The organism is Terrirhizobium terrae (genome assembly GCF_030323265.1).
Taxonomy (GTDB): Bacteria; Pseudomonadota; Alphaproteobacteria; order Rhizobiales; family Rhizobiaceae; genus Neorhizobium.
Genome location: NZ_CP104992.1, coordinates 3,397,200 through 3,412,771 on the forward strand (window position 1 = coordinate 3,397,200; position 15,572 = coordinate 3,412,771).

At 62.0% G+C, this 15,572-nt stretch carries 10 protein-coding genes and 3 pseudogenes; 9 read left to right on the plus strand and 4 right to left on the minus strand.

Annotated features, from left to right (window positions below):
• The first annotated feature begins 76 nt into the window (after window positions 1-76).
• The 6 genes and pseudogenes from N7E02_RS24735 (at window position 77) to N7E02_RS24760 (ending at window position 7,868) form a co-directional block, all read left to right on the plus strand.
• Window positions 77-1,585, plus strand: a complete 1,509-nt coding sequence (locus N7E02_RS24735) for an ABC transporter substrate-binding protein (protein WP_286580282.1) — start codon at window positions 77-79, stop codon at window positions 1,583-1,585.
• Window positions 1,586-1,662: 77 nt separating this feature from the next.
• Window positions 1,663-2,608: pseudogene (locus N7E02_RS24740) on the plus strand (ABC transporter permease).
• Between the two features lie 10 nt (window positions 2,609-2,618).
• Complete coding sequence (locus N7E02_RS24745) at window positions 2,619-3,491, plus strand: ABC transporter permease (RefSeq protein ID WP_286580284.1); 873 nt, start codon at window positions 2,619-2,621, stop codon at window positions 3,489-3,491.
• 18 nt (window positions 3,492-3,509) lie between these two features.
• Entirely contained in the window at window positions 3,510-5,294 is a 1,785-nt protein-coding gene (locus N7E02_RS24750; protein WP_286580286.1) for a gamma-glutamyltransferase family protein, read from the plus strand.
• A 3-nt stretch (window positions 5,295-5,297) separates the two neighbouring features.
• A complete protein-coding gene (locus N7E02_RS24755; RefSeq protein WP_286580288.1) occupies window positions 5,298-6,062 on the plus strand; it encodes a DUF1028 domain-containing protein in 765 nt (254 codons plus the stop codon).
• Window positions 6,059-7,868, plus strand: a pseudogene (locus N7E02_RS24760) (ABC transporter ATP-binding protein). The gene N7E02_RS24755 and the pseudogene N7E02_RS24760 overlap by 4 nt, the downstream one beginning before the upstream one ends.
• Before the next feature lie 39 nt (window positions 7,869-7,907).
• Here the strand turns inward: N7E02_RS24760 and radC are convergent.
• From radC to N7E02_RS24780, 4 genes and pseudogenes are all read right to left on the minus strand, one after another.
• On the minus strand, window positions 7,908-8,726 hold the full coding sequence (radC, locus tag N7E02_RS24765; protein ID WP_286580291.1) for a RadC family protein: 819 nt from the start codon (window positions 8,724-8,726) through the stop codon (window positions 7,908-7,910).
• Between the two features lie 3 nt (window positions 8,727-8,729).
• Window positions 8,730-9,567 (minus strand): annotated as a pseudogene (map, locus tag N7E02_RS24770) (type I methionyl aminopeptidase).
• Window positions 9,568-9,649: 82 nt separating this feature from the next.
• Window positions 9,650-10,357, minus strand: coding sequence for a DNA/RNA nuclease SfsA (gene sfsA / locus N7E02_RS24775; protein WP_286580292.1), 708 nt, complete (start codon window positions 10,355-10,357; stop codon window positions 9,650-9,652).
• A gap of 14 nt (window positions 10,358-10,371) precedes the next feature.
• Window positions 10,372-12,243, minus strand: a complete 1,872-nt coding sequence (locus tag N7E02_RS24780; RefSeq protein WP_374730660.1) for a PHA/PHB synthase family protein — start codon at window positions 12,241-12,243, stop codon at window positions 10,372-10,374.
• 132 nt (window positions 12,244-12,375) lie between these two features.
• Here N7E02_RS24780 and N7E02_RS24785 point away from each other — a divergent pair, with 132 nt between their 5' ends.
• From N7E02_RS24785 to N7E02_RS24795, 3 genes are all read left to right on the plus strand, one after another.
• Window positions 12,376-12,789: a hypothetical protein gene (locus N7E02_RS24785; protein WP_286580296.1), complete on the plus strand. Its 414-nt coding sequence runs from the start codon at window positions 12,376-12,378 to the stop codon at window positions 12,787-12,789.
• 127 nt (window positions 12,790-12,916) lie between these two features.
• On the plus strand, window positions 12,917-14,134 hold the full coding sequence (locus N7E02_RS24790; RefSeq protein WP_286580297.1) for an LL-diaminopimelate aminotransferase: 1,218 nt from the start codon (window positions 12,917-12,919) through the stop codon (window positions 14,132-14,134).
• A gap of 61 nt (window positions 14,135-14,195) precedes the next feature.
• The gene (locus N7E02_RS24795; RefSeq protein WP_286580298.1) at window positions 14,196-15,515 is read left to right on the plus strand and encodes a homoserine dehydrogenase; all 1,320 of its coding nucleotides are present in this window, start codon (window positions 14,196-14,198) and stop codon (window positions 15,513-15,515) included.
• The last annotated feature ends 57 nt before the right edge of the window (window positions 15,516-15,572 follow it).

The window sequence follows — 15,572 nt, forward strand, 5'->3', positions numbered from 1 at the left end:
GTAATGCCTGCCTGGCCCGTTGGGCCGGCCAACAAGAATAATGCCACCCAAAGATAGCCAGACCAGAGGACTGAACATGAAGAGATTCTCCACCCTGACCGCAACACTACTCGCCGGAGCTTTCCTGGCTTTCCCGGCGATGGCCAGCGAACTTCGCATCGGCCTCAACGATGACGCCGACGTGCTGGACCCGGCCCAGTCGCGTACCTTCGTCGGCCGTATTGTCTACACCGCGATGTGCGACAAGCTCGTCGACATCGACGAGAACATGAAGATCGTTCCGCAGCTCGCCACCGAATGGGCCTGGTCCGAAGAGGGCAAGGTTCTGACGATGAAGATCCGCGAGGGCGTCAAGTTCCATGATGGCGAACCGCTCGACGCAGCCGCCGTTGTCGCAACGATCGAACGCAACATGACCCTGCCGGAATCGCGCCGCAAGAGCGAGCTGTCTTCCGTTGAAAAGGTCGAGGCCACCGGTCCGTTCGAAGTCAAGTTTACCCTGAAATCCGCCGACGTCACGCTGCTCGCGCAGCTGACCGACCGCGCCGGCATGATCGTCGCGCCGAAGGTCGCCAAGGAACTCGGCGCCAATTTCGGCTCCAAGCCGTCCTGCGCCGGTCCGTTCAAGTTCGTCGAGCGCATCCAGCAGGACCGTATCGTGCTGGAAAAGTTCGCCGACTACTGGGACAAGGACAAGGTCCTGGTCGACAAGGTGACCTATCTGCCGATCCCCGACACGACCGTAAAGCTCGCCAACCTGCGTTCGGGTGACCTCGACATGGCCGAGCGCATCTCGGCTTCGGATGCGGAATCTGTGAAGAGCGATTCGAACCTCACCTATGCCGACGTCATCGGCCCGGGCTACATGGCCATGTATGTCAACGTCGGCAACGGCGCCCGTGCAGATAACCCGCTCGGCAAGGACAAGCGCCTGCGCCAGGCCTTCTCGCTCGCCATCGACCGTGAAGCGATCGGCCAGATCGTCTTCGAAGGCACGTCCAAGGCCGGCAACCAGCCTTATCCGCCGACGAGCCCGTGGTTCAACCAGAACCTGCCTGTTCCTGCCCGTGACATCGAGAAGGCCAAGCAGTTGATGAAGGAAGCGGGCTACGAAACGCTCGATGTCGAACTGCAGCACGCCAACAACACGACCCAGACCCAGATGATGCAGGTCATCCAGTCGATGGTGGCGGAAGCCGGCTTCAACGTCACGCTGAAGGCGACCGAATTCGCGACGCTGCTTTCCGAGCAGACCGCCGGCAACTATCAGCTGTCGCGTTCGGATTGGTCGGGCCGCATCGATCCGGACGGCAACCTTCACCAGTTCGTCACCTGCAAGGGCGGCATCAACGACGTGAAGTACTGCAACCCGGAAGTCGACAAGCTGCTCAACGACGCCCGCGCCTCGACCGACGACGCCGTCCGCAAGGAAAAGTATGACGCGGCCTCCGTCCTGTTGAACGAGGACATGCCGATCATCTATCTCGGCCATCAGCCTTACGCCTACGCGGTCTCCAACAAGGTCAAGGGCTGGAAGCCTTCGCCGGACGGCATGATCCGCCTGCTCGGCGTATCCAAGGACTGATCTTCACATCACCACGACGGCCGCACGGGATCTTCCCGTGCGGCTATGCCTGAATAAGCACGAACGAGGGCAATGCCATGCCTGTCTATATCGGCAAGCGACTGCTGGTCGCCATCCCGACCCTGTTGATCATCTCGATCTTCGTCTTCTCCCTGCAGAAACTGCTCCCCGGCGATCCGATCCTGGCCATGGCCGGTGAAGAGCGCGATCCGGCGACCATCGAATTCCTGCGCGAGAAGTATCGCCTCAACGATCCCATGCCGATCCAGTACATCAACTGGCTGGGTGGCGTCGTGACCGGCGATTTCGGCATTTCCTCCGCACCAACCAGCCGGTGCTGGAGCTGATCGGCCAGAAGTTGCCGGTCACCATCCAGCTCGCCGTCATGGCCATGTTCTTCGCGATGATCATCGGCATCCCGATCGGCATCCTCGCCGCCGTCAAGAAGAACACCTGGATCGACTACACGGCCAATATCATTGCGCTGTCGGGTCTCTCGATCCCGAATTTCTGGCTCGGCATCATGCTGATCCTGCTTGTCTCGGTTCAACTCGGTTGGCTGCCGGCCTCGGGCTACGAATCGATCTTCGTCGATCCGGTCCGCTCGATCGAGACGATGATCATGCCGGCCTTCGTTCTCGGTAACGCGCTGGCCGCCACCCTGATGCGCCACACGCGCTCTGCCATGGTCGCGGTCCTGAGTTCGGACTACATCCGCACCGCCCGCGCCAAGGGCTTTCTCCCTGGGCAGTCGTCATGTCGCACAGCTTCCGCAATGCGCTTCTGCCGGTCATCACGCTACTCGCGCTGCTCTTCGGCGAATTGCTCGCCGGTGCGGTTCTGACCGAACAGATCTTCACCATTCCAGGCTTCGGCAAGATGACCGTCGATGCCGTTTTCACCCGTGACTATGCCGTCGTCCAGGGCATCGTGCTCTGCACTGCCGTCGGCTTCATCCTGATGAACCTGCTCGCAGACATCGCCTATGTCCTGCTCAATCCGCGCCTCAGGGCGACTATCTGAGGCTGATGATATGACCGCACTCAATTCCACCGTCTCCGTCCCGGTCAAGCGACAGGAAAGCCGCGCCTGGAAGAAGATGAAGCGCAACAAGTCGGCACTTGTCGGCCTCGTCATCGTCGCCTTCTTCGCCATCCTAGCGATCCTGGCACCGGTCCTGCCGATCCCCGATCCGGTAGCCACAAGCTGGGGCGCCATCCGCAAGGCGCCGTCGGCCGCCCACTGGCTCGGCACCGACGACCTCGGCCGTGACATTCTTTCGCGGATGATCTGGGGCGCCCAGGCCTCGCTGATGGCGGGCGTCATCTCGGTTCTCATCGCGGTGGTGATCGGCGTGCCGTTCGGCCTGATCTCCGGCTATTTCGGCGGATGGGTCGATATGGTGATTTCGCGCATCACCGAGGCGCTGCTCGCCATGCCGTTTCTCATCATGGCGATTGCGCTCGCGGCCTTCCTCGGCCCGAGCCTGACCAATGCGATGATCGCTATCGGCCTCTCCGCCATGCCGATCTTCGTGCGGCTGACCCGCGGCCAGGTTCTCGCCGTCAAGACGGAAGACTATGTCGAGGGCGCTCGTTCGATCGGCCTCAACCACGTCGACATCATGACACGCTATATCCTGCCCAACGTCTTCGCTCCGATCATCGTCCAGGCGACGCTGACGGTGGCGACCGCCATCATTGCGGAAGCGAGCCTGTCCTTCCTTGGCCTCGGCCAGCAGGCGCCGGCGCCAAGCTGGGGCTCCATGCTCAACACTGCCAAGAATTTTCTCAGCCAGGCGCCGTGGATGACGCTGTGGCCCGGCATCGCGATCTTCCTCGTCGTGATCGGCTTCAACCTGCTCGGCGACGGTCTGCGCGATGCGCTCGACCCGCGTGAAAATTAAGTCTCAAGGAATGCGATAATGAGTGACTTTACGACTAGGCCCGAAATCCTCGGCACGTTCGGCGTCGTCACCTCCACCCACTGGATTGCGTCGGCCGTCGGTATGGCGATCCTCGAAAAGGGCGGCAATGCTTTCGATGCGGCCGTCGCCACCGGCTTCGTGCTGCAGATCGTCGAGCCGCATCTCTGCGGCCCGGGCGGCGACATGCCGGCCGTCTTCTACTCGAAGAAGACCGACAAGGTGGAAGTCATCTGTGCCCAGGGCCCGGCCCCAGCCGGTGCCTCTATCGAGCACTATACGAGTGAAGGCCTGAAGCTGATCCCCGGTGACGGCCTGCTCGCAACCGTCATCCCCGGCGCCTTCGACGGCTGGATGCTGATGCTGCGCGACTATGGCACGATGACCGTCCGCGAAGTTTTGGAGCCGGCGATCTATTACGCCGAGTACGGCCATCCGACGCTGCCGCGCGTTTCGAACACGATCAAGGGCCTTGCCGAATTCTTCGAAAAGGAATGGCCGACCTCCTACGAGACCTGGCTTCCGGGCGGTTCCGCGCCTGAGCCGCTCGCCAACTTCAAGAACCCGGTTCTGGCCGAAACCTACAAGCGCATCATCGCTGAATCGGAAGCAAGGACCGGCCGCGAAAACCAGGTGGAGGCAGCGCGCGACGCCTTCTATCGCGGTTTCGTCGCCGAGACGATCGACACCTACCTCAAGACTGCCGAAGTCATGGATGCCTCAGGCTCGAAGCACAAGGGCGTGTTGACGGCCGATGACATGGCTGGTTGGAGCGCCACGGTGGAAGCACCGCAGACGCTCGACTATCAGGACTGGACGATCGCCAAGACGCCGGCCTGGGGGCAGGGACCTGTTCTCCTGCAGTCGCTCGCCCTCCTGAAGGGCTTCGATCTCGGTGCCATGGACCCGTCCGGCCCGGATTTCGTCCACACGATCGTCGAGGCGATGAAGCTCGCCTATGCCGACCGCGAGGTCTATTACGGCGATCCGGAATTCGGCCAGATCCCGACCGAATATCTGCTATCCGAAGGCTACAATGCCGAGCGCCGCAAGCTGATCGGCTCTACCGCATCGCTGGACCTGCGCCCGGGCACCGTGCCGGGCTATGACAATCAGGTCGCCGCCACGATGGCGATGCTGGCCGAGATGAGCGGCACCGGCACCGTCTATGAGCCGACCATGTCGCACCTGACCGAGAAGAAGGGCGATACCGTCCATATCGACGTCATCGACCGCTGGGGCAACATGGTCTCGACCACGCCTTCTGGCGGCTGGCTGCAGTCCTCGCCGATCGTGCCGGGTCTCGGCTTTGCGCTCAATTCCCGCGCCCAGATGTTCTGGCTGAAGGAAGGCCTGCCGACGTCGCTGGCACCGGGCAAGCGTCCGCGCACCACGCTGACGCCGTCGCTGGCACTGCATCAGGGCAAGCCCTCGATGGTGTTCGGAACGCCGGGTGGCGACCAGCAGGACCAGTGGCAGCTGCCCTTCTTCCTGCGTTACGCCCATCACGGCAAGAACCTGCAGGCGGCGATCGACATGCCGCTCTTCCACACGTCCCACTTCCCTGGCTCCTTCTACCCGCGTACCAGCTCGCCGGGCGAGATCATGGTGGAAAGCACGATCGGCGAGGCGACGCTCGAAGAGCTTCGCCGCCGCGGCCACAAGGTCAAGGTTGCCGATCCATGGACGGTCGGTCGCCTGACGGCTGCCCGCCGCGATGCCGACGGCCTGCTGCGCGCCGCTGCAACCCCGCGCCTGATGCAGGCCTATGCGATCGGACGCTGATCCATGACCTGGTCGATCGTCGCACGCGATCCGAAGACGGGCCATCTGGGCATTGCCGTCGCCAGCCGCTTCTTCGCGGTTGGCGGCACGGTGCCGCATATCAGGGGCAGGGTGGGCGCAATCGCCACCCAGGCCTTCGTCAGCCCGCTCTACGGCACCGATGGTCTGAAACTCCTCGAGGAGGGCAGGTCGCCGGACGAAATCATCGCGACGCTCACCGCCCGCGACGACGGCTATCGCCAACGCCAGATCCACCTGATCGACGCAAACGGCCGCAACGCCGCCTTTACTGGCGAAAAATGCGTCGATTGGGCCGGTCATCTGGTGGACGATAACGTCTCCGTTGCCGGCAACATGCTGGCCGGGCCAGAGGTCATTGCCGAGACGCTGCGCGTCTACAAGGACCGTGCCGCGTCCGGCGCGCCGATGGTCGAGTGCCTGCTTGACGCGATGGATGCGGGCGAGGCGGCCGGTGGCGACAAGCGCGGCCGGCAGTCGGCGGCGATCGTCATCTACCGCGATCAGGATTACCCCTGGCTGCGCATCCATGCGGATGACCACGCCGAGCCGTTGATTGAACTGCGCAGGCTCTATGCGGTGGCGCAGGAGCGATATCTCCATGTTGCCGAGACCATGCCGACCCGCGAGAACCCGCATGGCTTGATCGACCGCAGCGTCATCGATCAGAAAATCGCATCTCTCGAAGCTCTCCGTGACGCGGAAGGCCGCGCCTCCGCATCCTTTGCTACCCCCTGGAAACCACTATGACCCAAGCTCCCGTCCTTTCCGTCAAGAACCTCTCCACCTCCTTCCTGGTTGACGGCCAATGGAAGAGCGTCGTGCGCAACATGTCCTTCGATGTCGCGCCGGGTGAAACCGTCGCCATCGTCGGTGAGTCCGGCTCCGGCAAGTCCGTTACCTCGCTGTCGCTGATGCGCCTCCTCAATCCGGCCGCGAGCCGAATCGAGGGCGAGGTCATGTTGAACGGTCGCAATCTTCTCGCTCTTTCGGAGCAGGAAATGCGGGCGGTGCGCGGCAACGAGGTCTCGATGATCTTCCAGGAGCCGATGACCTCGCTCAATCCGATCTTCACCATCGGTCGGCAGATCTCCGAAGTGCTGATCCGCCACAAAGCCATGTCGAAGGCCGAGGCCCGCGCCGAGACGATCCGCCTTCTCGAAAAGGTCCGCATCCCCAATGCCGCCGGCCGCTTCGACGAATATCCGCATCAGTTCTCCGGCGGCATGCGCCAGCGCGTCATGATCGCGATGGCCTTGGCGTCGCGCCCGAAGCTTTTGATCGCCGATGAGCCGACCACGGCACTCGACGTCACCATTCAGGGACAGATCCTCGATCTCATCAAGATACTGCAGGAAGAGGAGGGCATGTCGGTCCTCTTTATCACCCATGACATGGGCGTCGTCGCTGAAATCGCCGATCGTACCATCGTCATGTTCCGCGGCGATGAAGTGGAAACCGGCCCGACGGAAGACATCTTCCATCGCGGCAAGCATCCTTACACGCGCGCTGCTCTCGGCTGTGCCGAAGCTCGGCTCGATGCAGGGCCGCAAGTGGCCGACCCGCTTCCCGGTCCTCGATGCCACGACCGGCGAGACTGCCGAGCCGGTCGAAGTTGCCAACACCGTTGCCGGCGGAAAGACGCCGGTCCTGCAGGTGAAGAGCCTCGTCACTCGCTTCCCGATCCGCTCCGGCCTCCTGTCACGCCAGACCGGTGCCGTGCATGCCGTCGAAAACGTCTCCTTCGATCTCTTCCAGGGCGAAACCCTGTCACTCGTCGGTGAGTCCGGCTGCGGTAAGTCCACGACCGGCCGCTCTATCATGCGTCTCGTCGAGCCGACCTCGGGCGATGTGTCGCTCGATGGCTATGACGTGATGAAGCTCGACACGGTGGCGCTGCGCAACATGCGCAAGTCCGTCCAGATGATCTTCCAGGACCCGTTCTCCTCGCTCAACCCGCGCATGACGGTCGGCACCGCGATTTCAGAACCCTTCATCAAGCACAAGCTCGGCACCGCAAAGCAGGCCAAGGACAAGACGGCGGATCTCCTCGAAAAGGTCGGCCTCTCAGCCGAAATGGCGAGCCGCTACCCGCACGAATTCTCCGGCGGCCAGCGCCAGCGTATCGCCATTGCCCGTGCGCTCGCACTCGACCCGAAGGTGATCGTCGCGGATGAAAGCGTCTCCGCGCTCGACGTGTCGATCAAGGCGCAGGTCTGCAACCTGCTTCTCGATCTGCAGCAGAGCCTGAACCTCGCCTTCCTGTTCATTTCCCATGACATGGCCGTCGTCGAGCGCGTCAGCCATCGCGTTGCCGTCATGTATCTCGGAGAGATCGTCGAGATCGGCCCGCGACAGGCTGTCTTCGACAATCCGCAGCATCCCTATACGAAGAAGCTAATGTCGGCGGTGCCGGTGCCGGACCCGTCGCGCCGTGGCATCCGCCGAGGTATTTCCAACGACGAGTTGAAGAGCCCTGTGCGCGGCATGGATTACCAGCCGCCGAAGCGGGAATACCGCGAAGTTTCGCCAGGCCACATGGTCCAGGTGGCGTAACACGAGAAAGCCGGCAATCGCGCCGGCTTTTTTGTTCCCTCAGATCAGCCTCAGCCCCTTGAGGCTGGCATGGCCGTCCTTGCCGATGATGATGTGATCGTGGACGGTGATGCCAAGTGGCTTCGCCGTATCGACGATCGTCTTCGTCATGTCGATATCTGCGCGTGACGGTGTCGGGTCGCCGCTTGGGTGATTGTGGACGAGGATGATGGCGGTTGCGGAAAGCTCAAGCGCCCGTCGCACCACTTCACGCGGATAGACCGGCGTATGATCGACCGTGCCCTTGCTCTGCACTTCGTCGGCGATCAGCGCATTGCGCTTGTCGAGAAAGAGAATGCGGAACTGCTCGCGGGACTCGTAGGCCATCGCCGCGTGGCAGTAGTCGATGACCGACGACCATGAGGAAAGGACCTGCTTTTCCCGCAACTCGCTTTTCAGGGTGCGCTGTCCGACGGTGGCAACGAGCTTGAGATCCAAAGCGACGTTTTCGCCGATCCCCTTCACTTCCTGCAGCAGGCCGATCGGTGCGCCAAAAACGCCGGCAAGCGAGCCGAAGCGGGCAAGCAGTGCCTTGGCCAGCGGTTTCGTATCGCGCCGGGGGATGGAGCGGAACAGCAGGAGTTCGAGGATTTCGTAGTCGGCGAGTGAGGTGTCGCCATGGTCGCGATACTTCTCCCGAAGCCGCTCGCGATGGCCGTGGTAATGCTCGGCGCTTTCGGTCGGCCCGCTTGGCCTCAGCGAGACCCGTCGTGCCGGCTGCTCGGCGAAATAGGCGCGTTCATCGGGAAACAGATCATCAAGCGCCGCATCCTCGGCTGGTTCATTTGAATCGGGCGAGGATGCGGGACGCTTGTTCATCGATCAGCCTTTGAGTGGCGGAAGGCCTGGACGGTCGAAACCGCCGGGGAAAGGGTGAAGATCTCGCATCCGGTGGCGGTAACGCCGACCGCATGCTCGTATTGGGCCGAGAGCGACCGGTCGCGGGTAACCGCGGTCCAGCCGTCGGAAAGCACCTTCACATGCGGCTTGCCGAGATTGATCATCGGCTCGATGGTGAAGATCATGCCTTCCTTCAGTTCCGGACCTTCGTCCGCACGGCCGTAATGCAGGATGTTCGGCGAGTCGTGGAACAGGCGGCCGACGCCATGGCCGCAGAAATCACGCACGACCGAGCAACGCTCGGCTTCCGCATAGGTCTGGATCGCTTCGCCGATTGCGCCGGTGCGCACACCCGGTTTGACGACTGCAATGCCGCGCAGGAGGCACTCATAGGTGACTTCCATCAGCCGTTCGGCGGCGCGCTTCACCTGACCTACCGGGTACATGCGGCTTGAATCGCCATGCCAACCGTCGAGGATATAGGTCACGTCGATGTTGACGATGTCACCGTCGCGCAGCGGCTTGTCGTCGGGCATGCCGTGGCAGACGACGTGGTTGATCGAGGTGCAGACGGAATATTTGTAGCCGCGATAGTTCAGCGTTGCCGGCAGCGCGCCGTGATCCATGCCGAATTCGAAGACGAAACGGTCGATCGCGCTGGTCGTGATGCCCGGCTGGACGATCGAGGCCAATTCGTCGAGGCAGCGCGCCGTCAAAAGGCAGGCCTTGCGCATGCCGGCAAAATCCTCGGTCGTATCGTAGAGGCGGATAGCACCCGTATTTTTAAGGGGGCGGAAACCGCCTCGATGTAATTGACCATGATATTTCTCTCTCAACTCCCCGTTCATAATGCAGCAGGGCGCCGTTCGTCCATGCCGTTCAGCGGTTTGAGGCCGGTTTCCTCAGTCCGGATTGATCATCTGTATAAGCTTGGCCGGCTCTATGGCGTCCTTCGTAACCCGGCACGCCACCGCATAGGCCTCGACGCCGCGTTCTCGGGCGCGCTCGAAGGCGACTGCATAGAAAGGGTCGAGATCGGCGCAGATTGAGAACCGGTCGCAATCCGCCCGCTGGATCAGATAGATCATCGCCGCCCGGTGACCGGCCGCCGCCATGTCACCCAGTTCCTCCAGATGCTTGGCGCCGCGCTTGGTCACGGTATCGGGGAATTCCGCCAGTTTCGGTGTGCGGCTGAAATGGACGTTTTTCACCTCGACATAGGCGTCCGGCAGCCCGCCCTGTCTGAGCAGGAAGTCGATGCGCGAATTGCGCCCGTATTTCTGTTCGCGCAGGATCGTGCCGTAACCGCCGAGGCTTGGCAGAAGGCCGGTGCGGATCGCCTCTTCCGCAAGCCGGTTCGGCAGGCCCGTATTGACGCCGACCATCTCGCCATCCGCCTCGATCATCTCGAAGACATATCGGTATTTGCGGGTCGGCGCATCGTGCTGGGAGAGCCATATGCGCGAGCCCGGCGTCGTCAATCCGCGCATCGATCCGGTATTGGGGCAGAAGCCGGTGATCGGCGTTCCGTCTTCCAACACGGCATCGAACAGGAAGCGCTTGTAGCGCTGCACCAGCGTGGCGGAAACGAGAGGCGGATCGAATTGCAAAGGGCAGGCTTTCGTCAGGCGCGCGTCAGAACATAGGTGCCGGGCGCGTCACCGAGTGGTGGTACGGCCTTGCTACCCGGCTTGCGCGCCGGAACGCGCTCGGGATCTCTCGCAGCCACCCATTCCTGCCAATGCGGCCACCAGGAACCGGGCTCTTCAGTTGCGCCCTCCAGCCAGCCATCCAGCGTTTCCGCTGCCGCCCCGTTCGTCCAGTAGCGATATTTCTTCCGGCTCGGCGGATTGACGACGCCGGCGATATGGCCGGAACCGGACAGCACGAATTCGACAGGCCCGCCAAAAAATCCGTTGCCGTGATAGACCGAACGCGCAGGCGCGATATGGTCCTCGCGCGTGGCGAGATTGTAGACCGGCACCTTGATGTCACGGAGATCGATCGTCTTGCCGCCGAGCTGCATCTCGCCGGCGCTCAGCGCATTGTCGAGATAGCAGTTGCGTAGGTAATAGGCGTGGTTGGCGGCCGCGACGCGGGTCAGATCGGAATTCCAGTAGAGCAGGTCGAAGGGCAGGGGCTCCTTGCCCCTCAGATAGTTGTTGACCATGTAGGGCCAGATCAGCTCCGAGGAACGCAGCAGATTGAAGGCTGCCGCCATCTGCGGCGCGCCGAGATAGCCGCTCGCCTTCATCTGCTTCTCTATTGCCGCGATCTGCTCCTCGTCGACAAAAACCTTGAGGTCGCCGGCCTGGGTGAAATCTACCTGCGCGGTGAGGAAGGTCGCCGATGCGATCCGCTTGTCCTTTGTCTGTGCGTGGAGTGCTAGCGTTGCGGCAAGCAATGTCCCGCCGACGCAATAGCCGATGGCGTTTACCTGCTTCTCGCCAGTCGACTTGGTGGCCGTATCGAGCGCGAATTCGATGCCCTCATGAATATAGGCCTCCCAATCCTTTGTCGCATGACTGCTGTCCGGATTGACCCAGGACACCACGAAGACGGTATGTCCCTGGTCGACGCACCATTTGATAAAACTCTTTTCCGGCGTCAGGTCGAGAATGTAGAACTTGTTGATCCACGGCGGGATCATCACGAGCGGCCGCTTCAGCACAGTCTCCGTAGAGGGTTCATACTGGAGGATTTCGCAGAGTTCGTTGCGGGCGACGACTTTTCCGGGCGTCATCGCAAGATCTGACCCAATGGCGAAGTGATTCACGTCGGTCTGGCGCATCTTGAGATGTCCGCCGCCGGCCATGATGTCTTCCGCCAGCATCTTCATGCCCGTGACAAGGTTCATTCCATTGCTCGACACGGTCTCGCGATAGACCTCCGGGTTCGTCACCGCGAAATTGGCGGGCGACAGCGCCGCCGTGATCTGCCGGACGTAGAAACGAGCCTTGTATTTGGTGATCTCGTCCAGCCCGTCCGCCTGGGTGATCAGAGCATCGGCCCAGGATGAGCTTGCCTGATAAACCTGGCGCAGAAAGGAGAAAAATGGATTGGCGAACCAGTCCGGATCGGCAAAGCGGCGATCCTTGTTCTGCGTCGCCTCATTTTTCACCGCATCCGCATCGCCCGCGACCTGCTGCGCCGTCCTTGCCCAGATTTCGAAATAGCGGGTAAGAAGCAGCGTCTGCGCCTCGAGCGTCCGTTTCGGATCGGACATCCAGTATTCGGTCAGGGCGGACATCGTCCTGATGAAGTCACCGATCGGCGCCGAGAAGGCATCGGCCTCGATCTCGCCGCGCTCACGCGGCTGAAGCCATTCGGAGGCGGCGCGGCCGAGATTCTCCATCGCCCGCGCGACATTCATCGTCAGGGACTGCGGGTCCTTGATGAAATAAGCCTCGAAGAAGGCAGGATCGAAGCCCGGAAAATCCTGCCCGGCGGGCCCGTGATCGTCGGACTTGTGCGCCAAACGCAGCCTCCCGTGCATGACCGTTGTTTTCGTTTGTACATCGGGCCCGAAAGCGAATACAAGTGCCCGACTGGCCGACCGCAATCGGCGACCGATAAGGCGCCGCTGAAACGCGGCCCAAATGCAGCTGAGACGGAGTGGGGCAGGGTTATGGGAATTGTAAGGCAAGCGATCAGATGCGCGACCGTTCTGGCACCGCTGGCGGCGCTTCCTCTGCTCGCCTCCTGCAACAGCCAGAGTTTCGCGCTGGACGACGGTATCCCCAACACCGCGCCTCCTGCCGTCATCACTCAGTCGTCGAATGAACCGGCACCGCATCCGCTGACGCGGAAGAACACCGGAACCTATCCGACCTTCGATCGCACGCTCACCGCTGCCAACGAGCAGATCGAGGATGCGGATTACGAAAAGACCGAGCCGCGTATGGCAGCTCTGGCTAAGGCGCGCAAAGCGGGTTCGATGTCCGAAGCCGAGTACCAGCGCCGCGTGGCGGAATATCGCAAGCTCGCGGCCGATCACGGCACCGATGCCCAGACGAATATTTCCAAGCAGCCGCAGCAATAGGCAGCCCGATATCGGCGCTAAATGCACTTGCCTTTCGCGCTGATTGGCCGCAAACCGAATCTGGCCTAAAATGCGCCGCGAAGCAGCAGGATGAGGCTTGCTTCGTATCTTTATCTCGAGGAACACCATGGAAGAGTTTCATAAAGTCCGGCGTCTGCCGCCCTACGTTTTCGAACAGGTCAACCGTTTGAAGGCGAGCGCGCGAGCGGGTGGCGCGGACATTATCGATCTCGGCATGGGAAATCCCGATCTTCCGACGCCGAAGGCGATCGTCGACAAGCTGTGCGAAGTGGTCCAGGACCCGCGCACCCATCGCTATTCGTCCTCCAAGGGCATTCCCGGCCTGCGCCGCGCCCAGGCCGCCTATTACGCGCGCCGTTTCGGCGTGAAACTGAACCCGGATACGCAGGTCGTCGCAACGCTCGGCTCCAAGGAAGGATTCGCCAACATGGCGCAGGCGATTACCGCGCCCGGCGACGTCATTCTTTGCCCAAACCCCACCTATCCTATCCATGCCTTCGGCTTCCTGATGGCGGGCGGCGTGATCCGCTCCATGTCGGTCGAGCCGGATGAAAGCTTCTTTCCGCCGCTCGAGCGTGCGGTCAAGCATTCGATCCCGAAGCCGCTGGCGCTGATCCTCAACTATCCGTCCAACCCGACGGCCTATGTGGCAACGCTCGATTTCTACAAGGACGTCATCGCGTTCGCGAAGAAGCACGACATCATCGTGCTTTCCGATCTGGCCTATTCGGAAATCTACTTCGACGACACCCCGCCACCGTCCGTGCTGGAAGTGCCGGGCGCGATGGAAGTCTGCGTCGAGTTCACCTCCATGTCGAAGACCTTCTCCATGCCAGGCTGGCGCATGGGCTTCGCGGTCGGCAACGAACGGCTGATTGCCGCGCTGACCCGCGTGAAATCCTATCTGGATTACGGCGCCTTCACGCCGATCCAGGTGGCTGCGACACATGCGCTGAATGGTGACGGTTCCGACATCGCGGAAGTCCGCAATGTCTACAAGCGTCGTCGCGATGTCATGGTCGACACGTTCGGCAAGGCAGGCTTCGAAGTTCCGCCGCCGGCTGCGACCATGTTCGCCTGGGCGAAGATTCCGGAAAAGTTCCGCCATCTCGGCTCGCTCGAATTCTCAAAGCTTCTTGTCGAGAAGGCAGATGTCGCGGTCGCTCCGGGCATAGGCTTCGGTGAGATGGGCGACGAGTACGTCCGTCTGGCGCTCGTCGAGAACGAGCACCGCATCCGCCAGGCAGCGCGCAACATCAAGAAGTTCTTCTCGACCGCCGACGACACGATGCACAACGTCATTTCGTTGAACACCCGTCGCTGACCTCGAGACCTCCTGGGCGGCCCGTTCGTGGCCGCCTTCATCAAACATCGGGAATGCCAGAATGACAGACGCCCTCAAAGTCGGCATTGCGGGTCTTGGTACCGTGGGTGCCTCGCTCGTCAAGATCATCCAGAGCCGTGCCAGCGAACTGGCCACGACATGCGGGCGCCCGATCGAGATTACGGCCATCACCGCCCGCGACCGCAGCCGCGACCGCGGTTTCGACATGTCCGGCATGGCATGGTTCGACACGCCGGAAAAGCTCGCCGCCGAAGCCGAAATCGACGTTTTCGTCGAGCTGGTGGGCGGAGCGAACGGTGCGGCGGCAGACTCTGTCCGCACTGCGCTGCAGCGCGGTCTCCATGTGGTGACCGCCAATAAGGCGCTGCTCGCGGCCTCCGGCGTCGAGCTGGCGAAAATCGCTGAAGAGAAGGGCGCCCTGCTCAACTTCGAAGCGGCTGTCGCTGGAGGCATTCCGGTCATCAAGGCGCTGCGTGAATCCCTGACGGGCAACACGATCTCGCGCGTCTACGGCATCATGAACGGCACCTGCAACTACATCCTCACCAAGATGGAGAAGGAAGGCCTGTCCTTCGCCGAGTGCCTCAAGGAAGCGCAGCGCCTCGGCTATGCCGAAGCCGACCCGGCCTTCGATATCGAGGGCAATGATACCGCCCACAAGCTCGCCATCCTTACCACGCTCGCTTTCGGCACCAAGATCGCGGCGGACGAGATCTATCTGGAAGGCATCACCAACATCTCGATCGACGATATCCATGCGGCGGCCGATCTCGGCTATCGCATCAAGCTGCTCGGCGTCGCCCAGCGCACCGAAAGCGGCATCGAACAGCGCGTTCATCCGACCATGGTGCCGCATGATAGCGTCATCGCCCAGGTCGATGGCGTGACGAATGCCGTGGCGATCGAATCGGACATTCTCGGCGAACTGCTGATGGTCGGTCCCGGTGCAGGCGGCAATGCGACGGCTTCGGCCGTGCTTGGAGACATTGCCGACATCGCCAAGAGCCAGCCCGGCGCCCAGCGCGTGCCCGTTCTAGGGATGCCGGCCGCCGCGCTTACCGATTATCGCCGTGCCCGCATGCGCAGCCACGAGGGCGGTTACTTCATCCGCCTGACGGTTGCCGACAAGGCCGGCGTGTTTGCCAGTGTCGCGACCCGCATGGCCGAAAACGCCATCTCGCTGGAGTCGATCGTGCAGCGCGCCAAGCCGGCGGAAGCCAATAGCGACAAGACCATCATCCTGGTCACGCACGCGACGACTGAGGCGGCGATCCGCAAGGCCGTCGACGCGATCAAGCAGGAGACCTATCTGGTCGGCGAACCGCAGGTCATCCGTATCGAGCGCCCGAAGGCATTCTGATCTCCTGCACTTTAGCGCCCTCAACTCATACGCCCCGGAAGTCACGATAGACTTTCG

Excerpts from the sequence above, each read along its gene's own strand:
- N7E02_RS24745 (WP_286580284.1), top strand. The coding sequence starts at position 2,619 with ATGACCGCACTCAATTCCACCGTCTCCGTCCCGGTCAAGCGACAGGAA.
- N7E02_RS24750 (WP_286580286.1), top strand. The coding sequence starts at position 3,510 with ATGAGTGACTTTACGACTAGGCCCGAAATCCTCGGCACGTTCGGCGTC.
- N7E02_RS24780 (WP_374730660.1), bottom strand. The coding sequence starts at position 12,243 with ATGCACGGGAGGCTGCGTTTGGCGCACAAGTCCGACGATCACGGGCCC.
- N7E02_RS24735 (WP_286580282.1), top strand. The coding sequence starts at position 77 with ATGAAGAGATTCTCCACCCTGACCGCAACACTACTCGCCGGAGCTTTC.
- N7E02_RS24785 (WP_286580296.1), top strand. The coding sequence starts at position 12,376 with ATGGGAATTGTAAGGCAAGCGATCAGATGCGCGACCGTTCTGGCACCG.
- N7E02_RS24795 (WP_286580298.1), top strand. The coding sequence starts at position 14,196 with ATGACAGACGCCCTCAAAGTCGGCATTGCGGGTCTTGGTACCGTGGGT.
- N7E02_RS24755 (WP_286580288.1), top strand. The coding sequence starts at position 5,298 with ATGACCTGGTCGATCGTCGCACGCGATCCGAAGACGGGCCATCTGGGC.
- N7E02_RS24790 (WP_286580297.1), top strand. The coding sequence starts at position 12,917 with ATGGAAGAGTTTCATAAAGTCCGGCGTCTGCCGCCCTACGTTTTCGAA.
- radC (WP_286580291.1), bottom strand. The coding sequence starts at position 8,726 with ATGAACAAGCGTCCCGCATCCTCGCCCGATTCAAATGAACCAGCCGAG.